This window comes from Streptomyces sp. NPDC036813 (assembly GCF_055609245.1).
This window is the reverse complement of record NZ_JBVJPV010000002.1, coordinates 669579-685327: the sequence shown is the minus strand read 5'-3', so window position 1 is coordinate 685327 and position 15749 is coordinate 669579. Positions and strand designations below refer to the sequence as shown.

At 68.1% G+C, this 15749-nt stretch carries 18 protein-coding genes and 2 pseudogenes; 9 read left to right on the top strand and 11 right to left on the bottom strand.

Features of this window, described 5'->3' with window-relative positions; genetic code table 11:
* Window positions 1-557 precede the first annotated feature (557 nt).
* Entirely contained in the window at window positions 558-1397 is an 840-nt protein-coding gene (locus tag ACZ67Q_RS07180) for an alpha/beta fold hydrolase (RefSeq protein ID WP_471177499.1), read from the top strand.
* A gap of 65 nt (window positions 1398-1462) precedes the next feature.
* Here the strand turns inward: ACZ67Q_RS07180 and ACZ67Q_RS07175 are convergent, their stop codons facing one another.
* The gene (locus ACZ67Q_RS07175) at window positions 1463-1864 is read right to left on the bottom strand and encodes a DUF4232 domain-containing protein (RefSeq protein WP_471177497.1); all 402 of its coding nucleotides are present in this window, start codon (window positions 1862-1864) and stop codon (window positions 1463-1465) included.
* A 42-nt stretch (window positions 1865-1906) separates the two neighbouring features.
* Between ACZ67Q_RS07175 and ACZ67Q_RS07170 the strand changes: the two genes are divergently transcribed.
* The 3 genes from ACZ67Q_RS07170 to ACZ67Q_RS07160 all read left to right on the top strand — a co-directional run bounded on the left by ACZ67Q_RS07170 (window position 1907) and on the right by ACZ67Q_RS07160 (window position 4083).
* Complete coding sequence (locus tag ACZ67Q_RS07170; protein WP_471177494.1) at window positions 1907-2242, top strand: phosphopantetheine-binding protein; 336 nt, start codon at window positions 1907-1909, stop codon at window positions 2240-2242.
* A 186-nt stretch (window positions 2243-2428) separates the two neighbouring features.
* A complete protein-coding gene (locus ACZ67Q_RS07165) occupies window positions 2429-2818 on the top strand; it encodes a condensation domain-containing protein (RefSeq protein ID WP_471177492.1) in 390 nt (129 codons plus the stop codon).
* A 206-nt stretch (window positions 2819-3024) separates the two neighbouring features.
* On the top strand, window positions 3025-4083 hold the full coding sequence (locus ACZ67Q_RS07160; RefSeq protein WP_471177489.1) for a PucR family transcriptional regulator: 1059 nt from the start codon (window positions 3025-3027) through the stop codon (window positions 4081-4083).
* Window positions 4084-4282: 199 nt separating this feature from the next.
* Here the strand turns inward: ACZ67Q_RS07160 and ACZ67Q_RS07155 are convergent, their stop codons facing one another.
* The 4 genes and pseudogenes from ACZ67Q_RS07155 to ACZ67Q_RS07140 all read right to left on the bottom strand — a co-directional run bounded on the left by ACZ67Q_RS07155 (window position 4283) and on the right by ACZ67Q_RS07140 (window position 6434).
* Window positions 4283-4471 (bottom strand): helix-turn-helix domain-containing protein, encoded by a 189-nt coding sequence (locus ACZ67Q_RS07155; protein ID WP_471177487.1) that lies wholly within the window; start codon window positions 4469-4471, stop codon window positions 4283-4285.
* Window positions 4472-4700: 229 nt separating this feature from the next.
* Window positions 4701-5009 (bottom strand): hypothetical protein, encoded by a 309-nt coding sequence (locus ACZ67Q_RS07150; protein ID WP_471177484.1) that lies wholly within the window; start codon window positions 5007-5009, stop codon window positions 4701-4703.
* A 338-nt stretch (window positions 5010-5347) separates the two neighbouring features.
* A pseudogene (locus tag ACZ67Q_RS07145) lies at window positions 5348-5572 on the bottom strand (IS256 family transposase); the annotation flags it as partial.
* Between the two features lie 475 nt (window positions 5573-6047).
* Entirely contained in the window at window positions 6048-6434 is a 387-nt protein-coding gene (locus tag ACZ67Q_RS07140) for a hypothetical protein (RefSeq protein WP_471177482.1), read from the bottom strand.
* Between the two features lie 2068 nt (window positions 6435-8502).
* On the opposite strand from ACZ67Q_RS07140, the gene ACZ67Q_RS07135 reads away from it, so the two are divergent.
* The 3 genes from ACZ67Q_RS07135 (at window position 8503) to ACZ67Q_RS07125 (ending at window position 10446) form a co-directional block, all read left to right on the top strand.
* Entirely contained in the window at window positions 8503-8703 is a 201-nt protein-coding gene (locus ACZ67Q_RS07135; RefSeq protein WP_471177757.1) for a hypothetical protein, read from the top strand.
* 220 nt (window positions 8704-8923) lie between these two features.
* The gene (locus ACZ67Q_RS07130) at window positions 8924-9871 is read left to right on the top strand and encodes a peptidoglycan-binding protein (protein ID WP_471177479.1); all 948 of its coding nucleotides are present in this window, start codon (window positions 8924-8926) and stop codon (window positions 9869-9871) included.
* Between the two features lie 233 nt (window positions 9872-10104).
* The gene (locus tag ACZ67Q_RS07125; RefSeq protein ID WP_471177477.1) at window positions 10105-10446 is read left to right on the top strand and encodes a hypothetical protein; all 342 of its coding nucleotides are present in this window, start codon (window positions 10105-10107) and stop codon (window positions 10444-10446) included.
* A 150-nt stretch (window positions 10447-10596) separates the two neighbouring features.
* Here the strand turns inward: ACZ67Q_RS07125 and ACZ67Q_RS07120 are convergent, their stop codons facing one another.
* The 5 genes from ACZ67Q_RS07120 to ACZ67Q_RS07100 all read right to left on the bottom strand — a co-directional run bounded on the left by ACZ67Q_RS07120 (window position 10597) and on the right by ACZ67Q_RS07100 (window position 14149).
* The gene (locus ACZ67Q_RS07120; protein ID WP_471177474.1) at window positions 10597-10794 is read right to left on the bottom strand and encodes a protein kinase domain-containing protein; all 198 of its coding nucleotides are present in this window, start codon (window positions 10792-10794) and stop codon (window positions 10597-10599) included.
* Complete coding sequence (locus ACZ67Q_RS07115; protein ID WP_471177471.1) at window positions 10791-11564, bottom strand: DUF427 domain-containing protein; 774 nt, start codon at window positions 11562-11564, stop codon at window positions 10791-10793. The genes ACZ67Q_RS07120 and ACZ67Q_RS07115 overlap by 4 nt, the downstream gene beginning before the upstream one ends.
* 99 nt (window positions 11565-11663) lie before the next feature.
* Complete coding sequence (locus tag ACZ67Q_RS07110) at window positions 11664-11786, bottom strand: hypothetical protein (protein WP_471177468.1); 123 nt, start codon at window positions 11784-11786, stop codon at window positions 11664-11666.
* A 287-nt stretch (window positions 11787-12073) separates the two neighbouring features.
* Window positions 12074-12670 (bottom strand): cadmium resistance transporter, encoded by a 597-nt coding sequence (locus tag ACZ67Q_RS07105; RefSeq protein ID WP_471177466.1) that lies wholly within the window; start codon window positions 12668-12670, stop codon window positions 12074-12076.
* Between the two features lie 624 nt (window positions 12671-13294).
* The gene (locus ACZ67Q_RS07100) at window positions 13295-14149 is read right to left on the bottom strand and encodes a hypothetical protein (protein ID WP_471177464.1); all 855 of its coding nucleotides are present in this window, start codon (window positions 14147-14149) and stop codon (window positions 13295-13297) included.
* A 161-nt stretch (window positions 14150-14310) separates the two neighbouring features.
* Between ACZ67Q_RS07100 and ACZ67Q_RS07095 the strand changes: the two are divergent.
* Window positions 14311-14580 (top strand): annotated as a pseudogene (locus ACZ67Q_RS07095) (transposase); the annotation flags it as partial.
* A 209-nt stretch (window positions 14581-14789) separates the two neighbouring features.
* Window positions 14790-15221 (top strand): VOC family protein, encoded by a 432-nt coding sequence (locus tag ACZ67Q_RS07090; protein ID WP_471177461.1) that lies wholly within the window; start codon window positions 14790-14792, stop codon window positions 15219-15221.
* 279 nt (window positions 15222-15500) lie between these two features.
* Here the strand turns inward: ACZ67Q_RS07090 and ACZ67Q_RS07085 are convergent, their stop codons facing one another.
* Window positions 15501-15746 (bottom strand): ABC transporter permease, encoded by a 246-nt coding sequence (locus ACZ67Q_RS07085; RefSeq protein WP_471177459.1) that lies wholly within the window; start codon window positions 15744-15746, stop codon window positions 15501-15503.
* Window positions 15747-15749: the final 3 nt, after the last annotated feature.

The following is a 15749-nucleotide window of genomic DNA, read 5'->3' as shown; positions in this document are numbered from 1 at the left end:
GCACTCATGGTCTGGCGCCGCCCATGGACCGTGTTCCGGGAAAACCTTGCCCAGGAACGCGAGTGAGCGGCCGTCATCCGGCTGGAGGGGAGCTCGCTCCTCCATCCGGGTTGCAGCTTGCGCACCCACGGTGCGACGCGGCAGTCGTCACGAAGAGTGAGGGCTACGGCACCACCTCGGCCATAGGCTCGATCACGTCGGGAAGCCGCTGCCCGCGGCACGCCGCACCGCCATCCATGTCCGCGAACGAGCAGTCCGCCGGCGGACGAACCCGCCCGGTCGCCCCCTCGTAGGGCAGGACGACGGCGCTCTCGCCCGGTGGACGGGCGAGGCCGAAGCCTCAGGACCAACCTTCGGACCGCAGCCCGGCAGCCGCTCTCCGGGCCGCTGTCGGCTGCCGCCCACCAGCGCTCCGATCCGCACTGCTCACGTGACGCAGACGGACGCACGTCAACCAGGTACCGGCGAAGCGACCCGGGCCCCGTTTCTCGACGTACCCCGCTGCATCGCCTTTCGGTCCGTCGAGCACCATCTATCGAACACGAGGGATTTCACACATGCGCAACACCCGCCTCGTCCGTCCGGGCAGCAGTTCCGCGCTGCTCGGTGTCACCGCGGCCGTCGGACTGTCCGTCGCCGCCGTCACCCTGCCCGCTGCGGCCGACGCCACGCCCCACCACCCCGTACGTCCGACGATCGTGCTGGAACACGGAGCGTTCGCCGACGCCGCGAGCTGGGACGGTGTCGTCACCCGGCTGCAGCGCGCGGGCTACCCGGTGGTGTCCGCAGCCAACCCGCTGCGTGGTCCGGCGACCGATGCCGCTTACCTGCGCAGCGTCCTCGACCACATCGACGGGCCCGTGGTCCTGGTCGGTCACTCCTACGGCGGCACCGTCATCAGCCAGGCCGCCGCGGGCCTCGAGGGCAAAGTGAAGGCACTGGTCTACATCGCCGCGTTCCTGCCGGACGAGGGCGAGAGCTCGATCGGACTGACGGACAAGTTCCCCGGCAGCACCCTCGGCCAAGCCGTCGAGTCCGTCAAGTACGTCCTGCCCGACGGTGAACAGGGCGCGGACGTGTACATCAAGCCGGAGAAGTTCCGCAGCCAGTTCGCCGCAGACGTGCCGAAAGACAAGGCCAGGCTCATGGCTGCAGGGCAGCGTCCGATCGCTGCCGCCGCTCTGGAGGAGAAGTCCACCCAGGCCGCCTGGAAGACGATCCCCTCCTGGTCGCTGGTGACCACGGAGGACCGCAACATCCCAGTGGCTGCCCAGCGCTTCATGTCAGCCCGCGCCCATGCCCGCACGACGACCATCGACGCGTCACACGCGGTATCAGTATCCCACCCCGAGGCCGTCACCCGCATCGTCGAGCAGGCGGCCCGCACGGTCCGATGACCGAGGGCCCCGCCCTGTCGCTCATCGCACGCCGACGGGCAGGCGACGACCTGGCCGGCGGGTCGTCAGAAGTCGTACGGCTTCTTGGTGCTCCAGTTCAGCACGTCGGCCCCGTTCCAGCTGAACTGCGGCTTCTGTCCCTTGACGTCGACGGAGTAGAAGGGGCCGTTGTGACCGTCCGCGCCACGCAGCGCGATGGCGTACGAGTTCGCCGTGTGGTTCTTCGAGCCGTAGTCGAAGAGGTTCACCGCGCTGTATGCCGTGCCTCCGGGCCGCAGCGTGATGTGCTGGTCGCCGCCCGGGTTGCTCCTCTTCGAGTGCCGCAGTACGGCGCCGTCGGCGTCCCCGCCGAGTTGCACGGCCGGGTACGAGGTGACCCAGCATGGCTTGGTGCCCTCGTTCGACGCGGTGACCAGCAGGTGGTCGCCCTGCTGGCCGACGAACCGGTGCACTGCTGTGACCAGCATCTCGTCTCCGCGGCACTGCTGGACGCGCCGGCCGTTGTGCCGGTGCCCTCGACCTCGTCCGTCCTGCCACCGCCTTCGCCGCGCCCACTGTGCCCACCGCCCACCGCCACCGTCGTCCCAGCGACCGGTACCGATGCCGTCACCGCCGCCATCGCCGCCGTATGGGCCCAACTCCTCGGCCTGCCCGACCCGTCGGCCGTACGGGGTGCCGACGACTTCACCGGTCTGGGCGGCAACTCGATCCTCCCCGTACAGGCGGCCTTCCGCATCGGCGAACGGCTCGGCATCCCGGTCGAGCCGGTCGACGTCTTGCTCTCCGCCGATCTCGACGAACTCGCCGCACGGCTCCGCGAGGGCGGCGTCGCCACCGGCGCCTGACCGGCGAGCCGCCGTCACTTCACCGGCGACCGACCGGGCGCAGGCCCCGTCGCCGTCCAGCGAGCCCGGCAGCCGCCCCGCGGCCCGGGTCCGCCCCCAGCCCTGCCCCGACACCATGCCGCAGGCCCCGTACGCCGTGCGCGGCACGCGTACGCCTGCCCGCAGGACCCGCAAGGAGATCCACCCATGGCGCCACCGCGCCCTGTCACACCCGTACCCCGGGCCGCCGACCTCGCCCCGCTGTCGCCCGCGCAGCAACGCCTCTGGTTCATCCACCAGTCGGCCCCCGACTCACCCGTCTACAACGTGCACCTGCTCACCCGCTGGCACGAGCCCATCGACGTCCCGGCGCTCGCCCGGGCCCTGGAGGCCCTCACCCTCCGGCACGCCGTCCTGCGCACCACCTACGACCTGCGCGACGGCCGCCCCGTGCAGGTCGTGCGACCACCGGGCCCGGTCGCGCTGGAGGTGCTGCCGACCAGCGCCCCGGACGCCGGTGAGATCGCGCGGCGGGCCCGCACGCCGTTCGATCTCCTTGAGGCAGAAGCGGTCGACGAGACAGGCGCGCGTCAGTGAAGGGTGCACTGCTTCGGTGCGGGTTCCGGTGCCGGGCCACCTGCCGGTGTCCGGCACCGGAACCCTCCGCAGTGCTCCCCGCGAGTCATGATGAGCGACCGCTGTGCGTCCGCGCATTGCCGTTGTCCGGCAGTGTTCATTAGGGTCTGCATGCCGGTGACGCGCTAAGAAGACGTCATCGACTCGTCAAGATTCTGGGGGGCGGCGTGACGGGGCGGGGCATTCCCGAGCAGTATCTGGACGGCTACGTCTGCCTCCTGGCCGAGGTCTCGGCAACGGGCCGCCGCCTCAGCCGGGAGGAGATCGAGTCCCGGCGGATCCTGGGCGAGCAGGCGGCGGAAGCCGGTTACGGCCTGCGAGCCCTCGTCAGCGCTCACCTGACCGCGGCACGCACCGTCCGCCCGCAGGACCCCGGCTCACTCGACAGCGCCCTGGCCGCCGTTGAACAGGCGGTGGACGCCTTCGCCGAGGGCTACGAACGCGCCCAGCGCCTCGCCGTGCGCCAGGAGGAGGCCGCACGCCGGGAGTTCATCGACGACCTGCTCTACGGTCGCAGCGACCTGGGCCGCCTCGCCGAGCGCGCCGAACGCTTCGGCCTGCGCCTCTCCCACGCCCACGCCGTCGCCGTCGCGGAAGGCCCGGTGGCCTACGACGAGGGCACCCAGGTCGCCCGACGGGTGGAACAGGCGCTGCTGGCCCGCTTCGGCAACCGCAACGTCCTGCTCACCACGAAGGACGGCCGACTGCTGTGCATCGCCCCCGGGCACGAGGAGGAGGTCCTCCCCTACTTCGCCAAACAGGCTCACGCCGCCACCGACGGCGGCACGGTCGCCATCGGCCGCCCGCAGCCCGGCCCCGGCGGGGTCGTCCAGTCGTACGAGGAAGCGCTGAACGCTCTCGAACTGGCTGAGCGGCTGGGCCTGGACGACCCGGTCCTGCGCGCCGCCGACCTGCTGGTCTACCCCGTCCTGACCCGCGACCGGCAGGCCATGGCCGACCTCGTCCTCGGCACCCTCGGTCCGCTCACCACGGCCCGAGGCGGTGCCGAGCCGCTCCTCGACACACTCACGGCCTACTTCGACTCCGGTTGCGTCGCCGCTGAGGCCGCGCGCCGCCTTTCCCTCAGCGTGCGGGCCATGACCTACCGCCTGGAACGCATCTTCAAGCTCACCGGCGCCAACCCCGCCGACCCCGCGCACCGCTACACGCTGCAGACGGCGGTCGTCGGAGCCCGGTTGCTCGACTGGCCGGCCAAGGCCCTTTGACCGGGAAACAACTGCCGCCTGGATTCGGTCCTTCGGGGGTATCGCCTTCCGGCGATTCACTGAGCGGACTGAGGGTCGGGTGTGGGCCGAACTGCACCGCCTGGTCCTGGACGAGCGCGGTGCCCGAGGTGGGCTTGACTGGTCGCGGTGCGGCGATCGACCGTGGTTGATCAGAAACCCCTTGCGCCCTTCTTCTGGTTCACGTCCACCTGCGGGCACCGCCCCGGCCACGAAGTGCCACACCCCACTCAGTGAGCAGGCTGTAGACCAGCCCGTACGACCGACCGTGCGCGGCTGCGATGGCGCGGATCGACGCGCCCCGCTCGTACTCCTTGCGCACCACAGCCGCCAGCTCCGCTCGGACACCACCGGTTATCCTCTCGCCCATACCTACCCTCTCCTTCTCTTGAACTGCTGTCCCAAGGCCCCGATCATCACCTGGTGGAGGCTGAACCAGTCAAGGCTTGACGCCGTCGCCCGCCTCGGCCGGGGCAATCCAGGTGCCGTGCCCGAAACCCTGCCAGCCGGACACTGCGTGACGATACGGCGCAGCGTTGTTGAACAGGCGCCCCGATGACCCCCCGGGACCAATCTGCATGATGGTCCACTGCGGGCAGTCAGGCGTGCCGTAGCAGGTACGCGGTGTGCTTGTGCGCCGTTCTCGGGAGCAGCCGGCCTCGCGCCCAGTACCGGGGCAGCTTGGCGACCAGGTCGTGCGCGTCCTTGGCGCGGCGGTCGATCTCCAGCAGAAACTCGGGCACTCCGGCCGCCGGTGCCCGCACCAGAGCAATAGTCAAGACCTGTGGACCAGATGACGTGCGGTTGGCGTAGATTCCGGCGGTGGGGGCGGGAAGCCAGCCGAAGTCACGAGGAGGGTCGTACTCCTCGTAGTGCCCCACGCAGAGGCGAGTGGGCGGGATCGACACCGTGCAGACATCTCCTGCTCAGAGGACAGGAGGCGCCGGCTCGAAATGATACGGGGACCATTCACCGCTTGGATCGGCCCACGGGAGGTGGAATGTCCCGTCCCAGCGAACTTGCCCGGAGTTGTCGATCTCTCCCCATGGCCATTGGAGACGGATGTGGGTCGCATTCACCGAGACGGCCCGAGCGCTTGCCGGCTCGCAAGAGACGATCACTTCGTCGCCAACCCGATACGCCATGTCTGATCACCCCGTCCCGGTCGTGAAGGACCGAGGATAGATCAAGATCTGTGCAGCTCGACTGGCCCCGCCACGGCCCGGCCGGGCGCTCTCTGACGTGATCAAGCTGCCCGCTCCTCGCGCTCGACGAGGAGGCCATTCTCGAACACAGCACCAGCGCGGATCAGGGGCACGAGGTGCGCTCCAGTGATCGCGCGCCAGCGGGCCTGGGCGGACTCGACCAGCTTGAACACCATCGCCAGGGCTGCAGCAGGGCTGCCCGCCCCGCGGGTGACCTTCGTGCGGAGCTTGACCGTGGAGAACGTCGACTCAATCGGGTTCGTGGTCCCTGCCCGGTGTCCGGGTCGTACTCCTGCTTGCGCAGGACCGAGACCCGTCTGCACTTCGGCTCCAGCTGCTGCTGCTGCTGCTTCCCGCGGTGTCCTCGCCGGGTGAGCATCTACACCTGTCGGTGGTCTTTCCTGGCCGACTCGATCCTCACCGGGCGGTCATGCTGAAGATCCAGGCGGCTGTCCCGCGTGAGCTTGTCGTGCTCAGTGGGTGCGTCCGGCGGTCTCACATGCCGTGCCAGCAGTTCCAGACAATGCTCGATGGTCCTCTGCGACCTCACGCCAGCGGGCCAGGTCGTCCTGCGCGCGCGGCACAGCAGCACAGGGCGGGGCCTCATGGCGTCGCGGGCAGGGTACCGGCGACAGCGGAGGTCTCCGGGTTGTGCGGACGCACGAAAAGTGCCGCGCCGGTCTGTAGACCGGCGCGGCACTGCGAGGCCGCTCGTCTGGAGCCGTCCTCTTGAAGACCGGGTCAGGCGCTGAGAGCGGCCTGCTCCCAGGCTTCGAGGCCCTCTGCGCCAACCGACGCGTAGGCGGTTTGCTCGCCCCTGCCAGCTCGAACGCGAAGCTCGAGTGTGCCCGTCAGGCGCCGACGACGGAGAGAGAAATCGCCTCTCGTCAGGGCGTTCAGCACATCTTCGCACTGCGATGGAGTGAGCCCTTCGAACGTGAAGCGTCCCAGGTATACGCGTACCTGATGTACCTCCGGGTCGACGTCGGCGGCGACGCTCAGGTCGTCGCGGACCGAAACGTCGACACTCCGGTCGCTCAGCGTCTGCTTTCGCACCTGGACACGGTCGCCGTAGAGGTCATTGAGGTGCCTGAAGAGGGCGGGTGCGTTGGCGAACTCACTCGTCATCGGCCCCTCCACGGTCCGAAGTGCGTCCAGTAGTGCCGTCTGAACACCTTGAAGCGGAATCCGGCACGCGCCTGAACCCAAGGTGACGCGTTCCGCGCGCCGACCAACCGATGGCGAACCTCCTGCCGCGGTTCAGCTATCCGGCTGCTCTGGCTCCGGCATGTATGTCACCGAACAGCCGGCTGGTGGCACCAATGCCTCGCGCACGGTAGGCCCATGACCCGAAGCGGCCTGCCGCGGTGACAACACGTGCCGCCGAGTACGCCCGGTATGCCCATACTGCCGCACCCCACTCGGGTACGGCGATCGTCGCGACCGTGGATGCGATGGCCCACTTGTGTCACCAGGCCCATCTGCCCGCGCTACGCGCCAGGCCTCCCCAACTCCATCGACCGTCGAGGTCGAACCGGCAGCAGTTCCCGTACCAGGGCCCACTCGTCATCGCTCATGTCCGAGTCGTACCGGGGCCGGCGCTCCGGGCCGGTCGGCCGCGTTCCCGAGCCTGTGGGCGAGACAGTCACACCCAGGAGTGGACGGACTGGACCCGGCAACCGTGACCACGCGACACTTCGACAACAGGGCCTCTTGCTCCGCGCTGGACTCGACATCCGCGAGCTACCGAGAGGCCCTTCTTCCATGCGCCCCCACCGGCAGACTCACCCGGACCAGGCCCCTGTCCGAACCCGACCGACCCCCCGAGCGCAAAGAGAACAGCCAGTCAACCCGCTGGCGCAAGCCCGTCCACTGCTGTTCAGTTCATGCAGAGAAAGGTAGGTGCCGCCTCCGACACCGACAGCACCAGGGCCGCTCGCAGCCAGGCGTGGCATGCGAGGGATCAGGTTGAGGCTGCGGAGACGGAGTTCGGCATGGAGTTGCGCGCCCGACTCCAGCTCGTCCAGGACCTCTACGACCGGGGTGTGCGCGAGGGTGACGCGGGCCGGCTCACCAGGTCTGTTCGGGTAAGCATGGCCGCTGGGAACGGATCTGCGTCTTGGACGACGGTCGCGAGACCTCGATGGAGGAGCCGCATTGGGGCCACAACGGCGAGGGGCAGCGAAGGGCGTGGGTGGGCAGCGCGCCCGACGGCTGGCGAGTGCACCAGGTCGTGCCGCCGTCCTCGGACTGAATTTGGTGGCGTCGTGAGGCTGGCGGGCAGGACCCCCGGGCACTCTGGGCGGCCAGGGGTCTCTTTCCCAGCCCCGTCTCGGGCGGCGTCGCACTGGATGTGGGAGCCTTCGGCCAGCCCTACGAGTTTCACCGTGCCGGACGTCTTGTGCTCGTGGCTGATCAGCGTTCCGGTGGCCAGGGTTACCGGCCTGGCCGGGGCCGGTGCGGACGTTGCCTCTGACGGCGGCGCCTCGGCCGGCTTCGAGGCGTCCACGGTGACGCGCGGCGCCTCTTGGATCGCCTTGTCCTGCCACGGTTTTCCACGGCTGGAACCAGTACAGCCTGAAGCCGACCCCGGTGACCGCCACGACCAGCCCGCCTACCAGCCACGAACTGACCCGCACTCGTCGTCCACGCCCCATACCGCCTACGTCCCGGGAGTCACTCGATCATGCTCCCGTTCAAGGGAAAGAGCGGCCGTGACCGGGCTGCCTGACAAATGACGAAGTCCTTATGTCCGCCGGCGCCGGTCAGCGGTGCGCGGCATTGTCCGCGCCAGGGCGGCCGGCCGACGAACCACCGCCTGCGCGCATCGCCTGTTGTGCACAGGCTCGTTAGCGCTCTGTTTGCCCGTTCCCTGACATCGTCATATAGTAACACTTAGTGATCTTTATATGCCTCGCCCTGACTCCTCGCATCACGGAGGCGCGGCCAAGAGGATCTGCGATCCCCTATGTGTCAAAACGTGTCCATTAGAGGAAGCTCCTAGAGACACAGTCATCACCTTCAGGAGCATCACCTCCTGGGTCGAGAATTCCGGCCAATTCCGGCCGTCGATCCGACACCGTGAGGCGCCATGTGGGCATGGCTTTTGATAAATAAGTCAGACGGGCACCAGAAATGAGATTCAGCCTGACCGAGCTGTGCGCCCTCACCACAGGCGGGGTTCACCGGCAGTGACATCAAAATCGCGGCGGCCGTCGCCATGGCGGAGTCCAAAGGAGACCCGGACATCGACGGGGACCGAAGCTTGGTCGACAACAAGTTCCACACCAGACGGAAAACGCCGATCATGCCGCAATGCACCACCGGCTCGTCGCCGAAGGCTGCGACCGGTACCAGTCGAACGTTCAACGCCGACGTCCGGGGCCCGGCGATGTGAAGCCCTACGCCGCCTGGCAGCAAGAACTCGCGTTCCAAGGTGACGATGCCAACGGCACCCCCAGACAGACCGGTTGGGGACAAGCTGTACGTCTCCAACGACTGAAGACTGAGGCCACAGCGTCGCAGGCGAGTGGAGGAGCCGGCCATTGCACGCCTCGACTCAGTGGCGTCACCTTCAAAGCCATCTGCATCCGCCACATGAGACCAAGGACGACGTCATGCCCGAGAAGAACTTCGACGACCAGGACCTCAAGGCGGCTCTCGCGAGTACACACACCGGCGACGGACCCGGCATCTACAACCTCGAGGACCTTCCGGAAAGCGACTTCGTCGCTTTCGCAGCGGACGGCGTCGAGAACGACGCGGAGGGACCCCAAGTGACCGCCACCATTGCGTACGACCGTCCCGTCACGAACCTCATAGACAAGCTCAGCGCGACTGGCCACGTCTACCACAACGCCTACAAGAAGACGTCGGTCACGCTGCACCACAACGCCGGCCGGTTTTCGCACCAGGGTTTGCTCGAGAACTGGAAGACGCGTCCGGCTTCGGCGCACTTCGACGTGGACGCCGCCGGTGCCGTCGCTCAGTACGTCAAGTTGAACGAGTACGCCTGGGCCGTCGGCAACGTGACCGGCAACCAGCGCTCCATCAGCATTGAAATGGCGAACGCCACGCTCGGGCCCGGCTGGATGGTCGCCGACACCACCTGGAAGAGCGCCGCACGTCTCGCGGGCTGGCTCTTCGCCAAAGCGATCGGTGAACGCCCCAGCAAGAACAACCTCTTCTACCACCACCACTGGTCCGCGACCGAGTGCGCCGGCCCATACATGGAAAGCATCTACGACAAGGTCCTCGCGGCGGTGCAGGAGGCGTACGACCACTTCACGAATTCACCCCCCGATGCCGTGGTGGACACCGAGCCGTTCCCCGGTGCGTCGTTCTTCCACACCGGACAGAAATCGCCGATCATCGCCGCAATGCACCACCGGCTCGTCGCCGAAGGCTGCAACCGGTACCAGTCGAACGCCGACGCAGACGTCTGGGGCCCGGGCGATGTGCAGTCCTACGCCGCCTGGCAGCAAAAACTCGCGTTCCAAGGTGACGATGCCAACGGCATTCCCGGCAAGACCAGTTGGGACAAGCTGCATGTCCCCAACGTTTGAGTCGGCGAGGAGCTGATCAGAGGTCGCGGACTCTTCCGCTCCTCCGGCGGCGACGCCCCCCATTACCTTCTTGGTGACCCGGCAACGGGGCGCCTGACCTCTGCAGTTGGCATGACTTTCTCCCCCTGTCGAGTGACTACGTTCTTGCACCGACCGCACAGCGCCGTGTGTCGGCGTCTGTGGTTCTCCCCGCTCCCCATACGCCCACGATCAGCACCGTGAGGGGGTGAGTGATGGCTGTTCACCCGGGCATGGTGGAGGACCTCGCCGCCCGCGCCCGCGATGTGTACAAGCAGGCCGAACAGCGCTTGTTGCAGATCATCGCCCGACAGCTCGCGGTCGGCCTCGACGCCCCCGGGGTGGGCCGAACGCAAGCTGTCGGCGATCCAGCCGCTATGGGCAAGTACTCGGCGTCCGTTGGCTACGTAGGTCAGAACGAAGAGCACTTGTCGGTGGGAGCTGGGAACAGATGGCTGCTGCTGGGCCGTCGAATGTTGATGAGAATCAGCAACGGTCCTGGGCCACGGAATCGCGATGTCGTCAACGTGTCGATGTCCGTATCCTTCGGCAGGTGAGTCTGATCGAGGTAGGGCCAGGGCAAGCTGAGTTCGTCGTGCGGGGGCCGGGGCGCTGGCGACCTCTGTCCGGTTGTTCGACTGGTCGCGTGCGGATGAGTACGAGTCCGTCTTCGCGGTGGAGGCCGTTGCTGAACGGTGGGCGGTCCTCTACGGCGGCGTACAACGTTGCCCCCAGGGCCACAGATCGCCCGTCGGCTGGACCGGTTTCCCCTTCAACTGCTCCGGCGGCATGAATTGCGGGGTACCGACGACCTTGTCCGTGCTGGTGGTCTGGGATGACTCATCCAGAACACGAGCAATGCCGAAGTCGGTGATGACAGCACGATGCCCGGCTGGCAAGATCACGTTGCCGCCCCGCGCACCTCCGAGGTGATCCAGCCGCCGTAGAAGTCGCCCTCCTGCGCCGTGACCGCTTCCCCGGCGACCGTGCAGCGGTCCACGCGGCTTGGGTAGAAGGCGAAGAAGTCGGCGAGGGCCGCGTAGGCGGGCTCGGGACGGGGATACGTCCAGGCGGCGCTGGTGCGCACGTCGTCGCCCACGACGACGTCCCAGTACCGGGCCGCTCCCTTCCATTCGCACCAGGTCCGCGCTGTGGCCGCCGGGAACAAGAGCTCCGTACGGACATCCTGCGGGGGGACGTAGAACACGGGGGGATGGCTGGTCTCCAGCACCCGGATCGTCCTGCGGCTCTCGGCCACCACCTGGCCGGCACACTCGACGACCACGACGCGGTCGTCCTGGCTCATGGCGGGCGGTCGGGGGTAGTCCCAGACGGACTCGGGCGCGCGCGAAGCGGATCGCGGCGCGGGCTCGTCCCGCGGGTCCAGGTACACCTCGTCCTCGTAGCACCAGGCCCAGCCGCCGTCGGGTGCCATGCTGAGGGCCACCGGGTGCGCGTCGGCCTCGAAGTGGGCCCAGGCATGGGCTCCAGGAGAGCTGTCGTTGCAGCCCACCTGGCCGCAGGTCAGGCAGAGCAGCAGGCCGGCCGACGCCCGTCCGCGCGCCGCGCAGGCCAGGCACGTCGCGCTCAGCGGCGTCGGGTCGGCCGTATAGGTGTGGGAACAAGACTTCGATGACGGCCGTCCGCCGTCGGGCCGGGGCGTCCATCTCGTCATCGCTGATCACCGGCCGGTCCAGGCGGCAGCACGTAAGTCCGCCGCCACCGCTCCCCGCATGCAACCGTGTCGATCACGGTCCCTCCTCTGCCGTCGTCATCAGTCCCACACCTCCTTCGCCCGGACGCAGCGCCGAGGATGCAGACCGCTGATCCCGGGCACGACCGCCGGCAGCAGGTCGTCGAGCGAGACGTGCACGACCATGTCAGGGGCAGCAGCCATTCCGCGTGGATGTACCCCTGGCCACAGTGGTGAGCAGCACCACGACGTCCGATCCCCGGACGTCCCAGCCGGGGGGATAGGCCTCCGCCAGGAGCAGCACGAGGTCCTTCCCCGCCGACCCCGGCGCTTTGCCGTCGCTGCAGCCTTCTGCGCACCGCTAGGACGCATCGGCCCACTCGTACCGTTTCCTGGAGCCTCTCCTGTGAGGCCGGGCAGAAGAACCGACGTTGACCGACTCACGGTTCTCAGTTCCCCGCCTGCGCGCACCGAAGGCCACCCGTAGTCGGCTACAGGCCGAAGGCGCCGCCCTCGATGAGGATGAGCAGGCCGATGCCGATCAGAACGACGGGGAGCAGGATGTGGCCCCAGCGACTGAGGGCCTTGGCGATAAGGGGGCGGGTGGCGAAGAAGCGGCCCGCGGAGCACCACACGGCCACCAGGAGCAGGAAGACGATCACGTAGACGCTCATGCCGCCGATGCCGGCGGTGGCGAAGACGGGGACGTAGACGCCGATGTTGTCGCCGCCATTGGCGAAGGTAACGGCGGCGACTTCCAGGGCCTTCGGGCCGCCCTGTCTCGTCTGCTGCTCGTCGTCCACGTCGCCGCGGTGTTTGAACGCCTGCCAGGCCGCCTTCAACCCGAGGGCGAGGGGCAGCAGGCCGAGGTAGGCGATGGCCGCCTCGGGCAGGAAAGTGGCACCGAACGCGGCGGCGACCGCCACGGCGAGGATGGCGGCGAAGCCGAGGTACTGGCCGATCACGATCCGCCGGGCGGAGCCGGGGTGTCCGGCGCCCTGGGCGAAAAACAGGGACAGGATCAGGATGTCGTCGATGTTGGTGACGGCGAACAACCCGGCAGCCTGCCCGACGATGCCCAGGTTCACGAGTGAATGCCCTCTCCTTCGGCGTGAGTGCCCCGGTGACGCTACCGCGAGCCTCATCGTGCCCAGGCCCAGGGCTCAGTGCCACGGCTTGGCTATGGGCATCGGACACGACGTCAGGACGCCCGCCGCGGCACGGACTGCACTGGCGGCCACGCGGCGCGTGCCTTGGCGCTTCATGTCTTTCCTGGCCGACGCCCACGAACGACGAGGCGTACTTCGACAGGTCGGGGCGGTCTACCAATTCCGCCACCTCGACCTCCAACGCCACCTCGCCCAACGCAAACCATGACGGAGCAAGCGAGCACCCCAGCCGTGCCAGCGCGCCTTCGCGTTCACAGTGGCGGCGCGACCTGCTTGACAGCCGCCCAGCTAGGTTCTGTCGTCAAATGTCTGAGGAGTGGTGGCCCCGAGCGGGGCCCGGGCTGCTCGGCGCTCTCCCTTGGCCGCGATCGCACGGGCCGGGAGGTCTCCCATCGACAGGAGACCGGGATGCGCCTCGACGATCGCAGCGGCGGAGTTGACCGCCGCTGCGATCGTGCTGAGGAAGGAATCGAGCCCACGGAGGAACGAAGGTCGATGACCTGCTCCTCTCCGACGATCCGGTAGTCGTCGCCCGCGGCCACCTTATCGGCCGGCTCGAAGAACCCGAACGTGATCTCCAGGTCGATCACCGCTTCGCCCTTGAGCATGCCGCGGGCGGCATGAGTGACGGCCGAGATCTGTCCTGGTTCCGATACGCAGGTGGTCCCCGACGCGCGGCGAGGTCGTCACGACGGCGGGTTCGACCTCTCCCACGTCCACCGAGTCGAGATCCCATCCGAGCCCCGCCGCGAGCGCTCCGATAGCCTGCTCAAAGCCGTAGTGGCCGACAACCTCGCCCCGGCGGTGAGCCTTCTCGAACTCCTCTGTGGTCAGACCGAGGCCGAACTTCGACAGGATCGCGCCGTAGCGTGACATGTTCGTCCGTCGGCGGATCGGCACGCTCTCCACTCGCTGGGTCAGTGCGGTCAGCAGGAGAGGAAGGGTGTCCATCAGGATGCCCGGGTTCGCCCCGCTGCCCAGGACAGTCACGCCATGCGCCTTCGCCGTGTCGTCGAGCCGTCGGGCCAGGTCGGGATGGCTCTGCCATGGATAGGCCAGCTCTTCACAGATGCTCAGGACGTTGTACGAACGCTCCAGCAGCGGCAGCAGGACACCGGCCACCCTCTGCAGATCCGAGACACTCGCCACGATCGCGAGGTCGGCGGCGGGCAGGTCGGCCGGGTCGCTCACGATGACTACACCGTTCGCGGCGCCACCACGTAGCACTCCGAGGTCTCGAACCACCACGCGGGGGTCCTGGTCCACTGCTCCGACGATCTCCACGTCCGCGCGTTGCAGCAAGGACAAAGCGATGGCCCGGCCAGTGGCACCGAGACCCACCATGACAGCCTGATTACTCAACATCACTCCCCTGGGCGCCCCGGTCGGCACGACCACGACACGGTGTTCAGCGAAACGAAAATTCGCCTGTGGCGGTTGCCTCGTACCTCACTGTCGCCAGCCACGGCCGCGGCGAGAACGAAACTGAGCACCTGCTTCCCCTGAGGACGGTGCACGGTGCACAGGCCGGTCGTGTCCTGTTGCCGGGTGGTGCGGAGGCGCCGACCCGTCCGCAGGGTGGCGGCCGGCGTCGGCGCGGTGACCGGGAAGTGCTGGCAGCGATCGTGTTCGTCGCGACGTCTGTTGTACGTGGCAGCAGTTGCCGTCCGCTTCGTTCGGGCAGTCGGGAGCCACAGCCCACCGGCAGTTGGGAGTGGTCGAAGGCCCGAGTTCGGGCCAAGTTCCACCGTCTCGTCCTGGGCGAACTCGGTGCCCGCGGCCAGCTGGGCTGGTACCGCTGCGCGATCGACTCCGTGAGCATGCCGGCCCGCGCCTCCCTGAGGGCTGTCCCGTAACTGATCTTTGCAGCAGGAGAGTGGCTGGCCGGGATCGCATCCCAGGTTCCCTTCGGCCAGGCACTGGCCTCGGTTCACCCCTGCGACCGCACGACACTGCAGCGGGCGGCAGGCGCCTCGTCCCGACAACGTGCGGACCTCCTGACCTGGGGAGATGCGCAGGGCCCTGCTATCGTGCGCCGATGTCAACGATCAAACAGTTCCAAGTGACCTTCGACTGCGCGGAGCCTGCGCGCCTCGCCGCCTTCTGGTGCGAGGTGCTGGGGTACGTCCTGCCGACGGTCCCGGAGGGCTTTGCCACGTGGCAGGAGTACCACCGCTCGCTGCCGCCCGAGGATGAGATCTACTTCGCGTGCACTGATCCCTCGGGTGTAGCCCCGCGCTTGCTCTTCCAGCGAGTTCCCGAAGGCAAGGTCGTCAAGAACCGGGTGCATCTCGACGTGCGGGCCGGCGCCGGGCTCGTGGGTGAGGAACGCCTGGCCACACTCGAGGCCGAATGCGCACGGCTGATGGCGCTCGGCGCGAAACACGTGCTGACGCAGCGCGCCGATGGCGTCAACGAGTCGTGCATCACGATGCAGGACATCGAGGGCAACGAGTTCTGCCTCGCCTGATTCTCGCCTGAGACTGCTCAATGGGGGAGCCGTCTCAGGCCTTCGGGAACATCGGTGCAGCCTATGTTCCCGAAGGCCGGACTCCCGTGGACCTCTCAGGTCCCGCATGCGGCGGGGATCTCCGATCACGCGGGGTGCTGGCGGGAATGGGTGGAGTGGGCAAGACGCGGCGCGCGGCCGCCCACGCCCGCACCGCCTGGAACAAAGGCGAGCTGGACGTACTGGTGTGGGTCACTGCCAACTCCCGTGACCGCGAGGCGGCCTTCGCCGTGCGCGGCGCTACTGGTTTCCGACCGGCGTACGTGCCCTGCGGAACTCGGCGCGGGCCAGCAGGGAGAAGACGGCCGTGGCGCACAGGGCGACGACGGCGATGGCCCATTCGAGGGCGCCGCTGTGCTGGTCGGGATCGACCCCGAAGACCTCCTCGATCCAGTCGGGCCAGAACAGGGTGAGGAGGCACAGCAGGCCGCTCACGACGGCCAGGACGGCCTCGATCCGGCCGCGCATGCGCACGTTCCGCATCATCGT

Excerpts from the sequence above, each read along its gene's own strand:
- ACZ67Q_RS07180 (WP_471177499.1), top strand. The coding sequence starts at position 558 with ATGCGCAACACCCGCCTCGTCCGTCCGGGCAGCAGTTCCGCGCTGCTC.
- ACZ67Q_RS07165 (WP_471177492.1), top strand. The coding sequence starts at position 2,429 with ATGGCGCCACCGCGCCCTGTCACACCCGTACCCCGGGCCGCCGACCTC.
- ACZ67Q_RS07130 (WP_471177479.1), top strand. The coding sequence starts at position 8,924 with ATGCCCGAGAAGAACTTCGACGACCAGGACCTCAAGGCGGCTCTCGCG.
- ACZ67Q_RS07175 (WP_471177497.1), bottom strand. The coding sequence starts at position 1,864 with ATGCTGGTCACAGCAGTGCACCGGTTCGTCGGCCAGCAGGGCGACCAC.
- ACZ67Q_RS07115 (WP_471177471.1), bottom strand. The coding sequence starts at position 11,564 with ATGACGAGATGGACGCCCCGGCCCGACGGCGGACGGCCGTCATCGAAG.
- ACZ67Q_RS07155 (WP_471177487.1), bottom strand. The coding sequence starts at position 4,471 with ATGGGCGAGAGGATAACCGGTGGTGTCCGAGCGGAGCTGGCGGCTGTG.
- ACZ67Q_RS07125 (WP_471177477.1), top strand. The coding sequence starts at position 10,105 with ATGGCTGTTCACCCGGGCATGGTGGAGGACCTCGCCGCCCGCGCCCGC.
- ACZ67Q_RS07090 (WP_471177461.1), top strand. The coding sequence starts at position 14,790 with ATGTCAACGATCAAACAGTTCCAAGTGACCTTCGACTGCGCGGAGCCT.
- ACZ67Q_RS07110 (WP_471177468.1), bottom strand. The coding sequence starts at position 11,786 with ATGGCTGCTGCCCCTGACATGGTCGTGCACGTCTCGCTCGACGACCTG.
- ACZ67Q_RS07140 (WP_471177482.1), bottom strand. The coding sequence starts at position 6,434 with ATGACGAGTGAGTTCGCCAACGCACCCGCCCTCTTCAGGCACCTCAAT.
- ACZ67Q_RS07085 (WP_471177459.1), bottom strand. The coding sequence starts at position 15,746 with ATGATGCGGAACGTGCGCATGCGCGGCCGGATCGAGGCCGTCCTGGCC.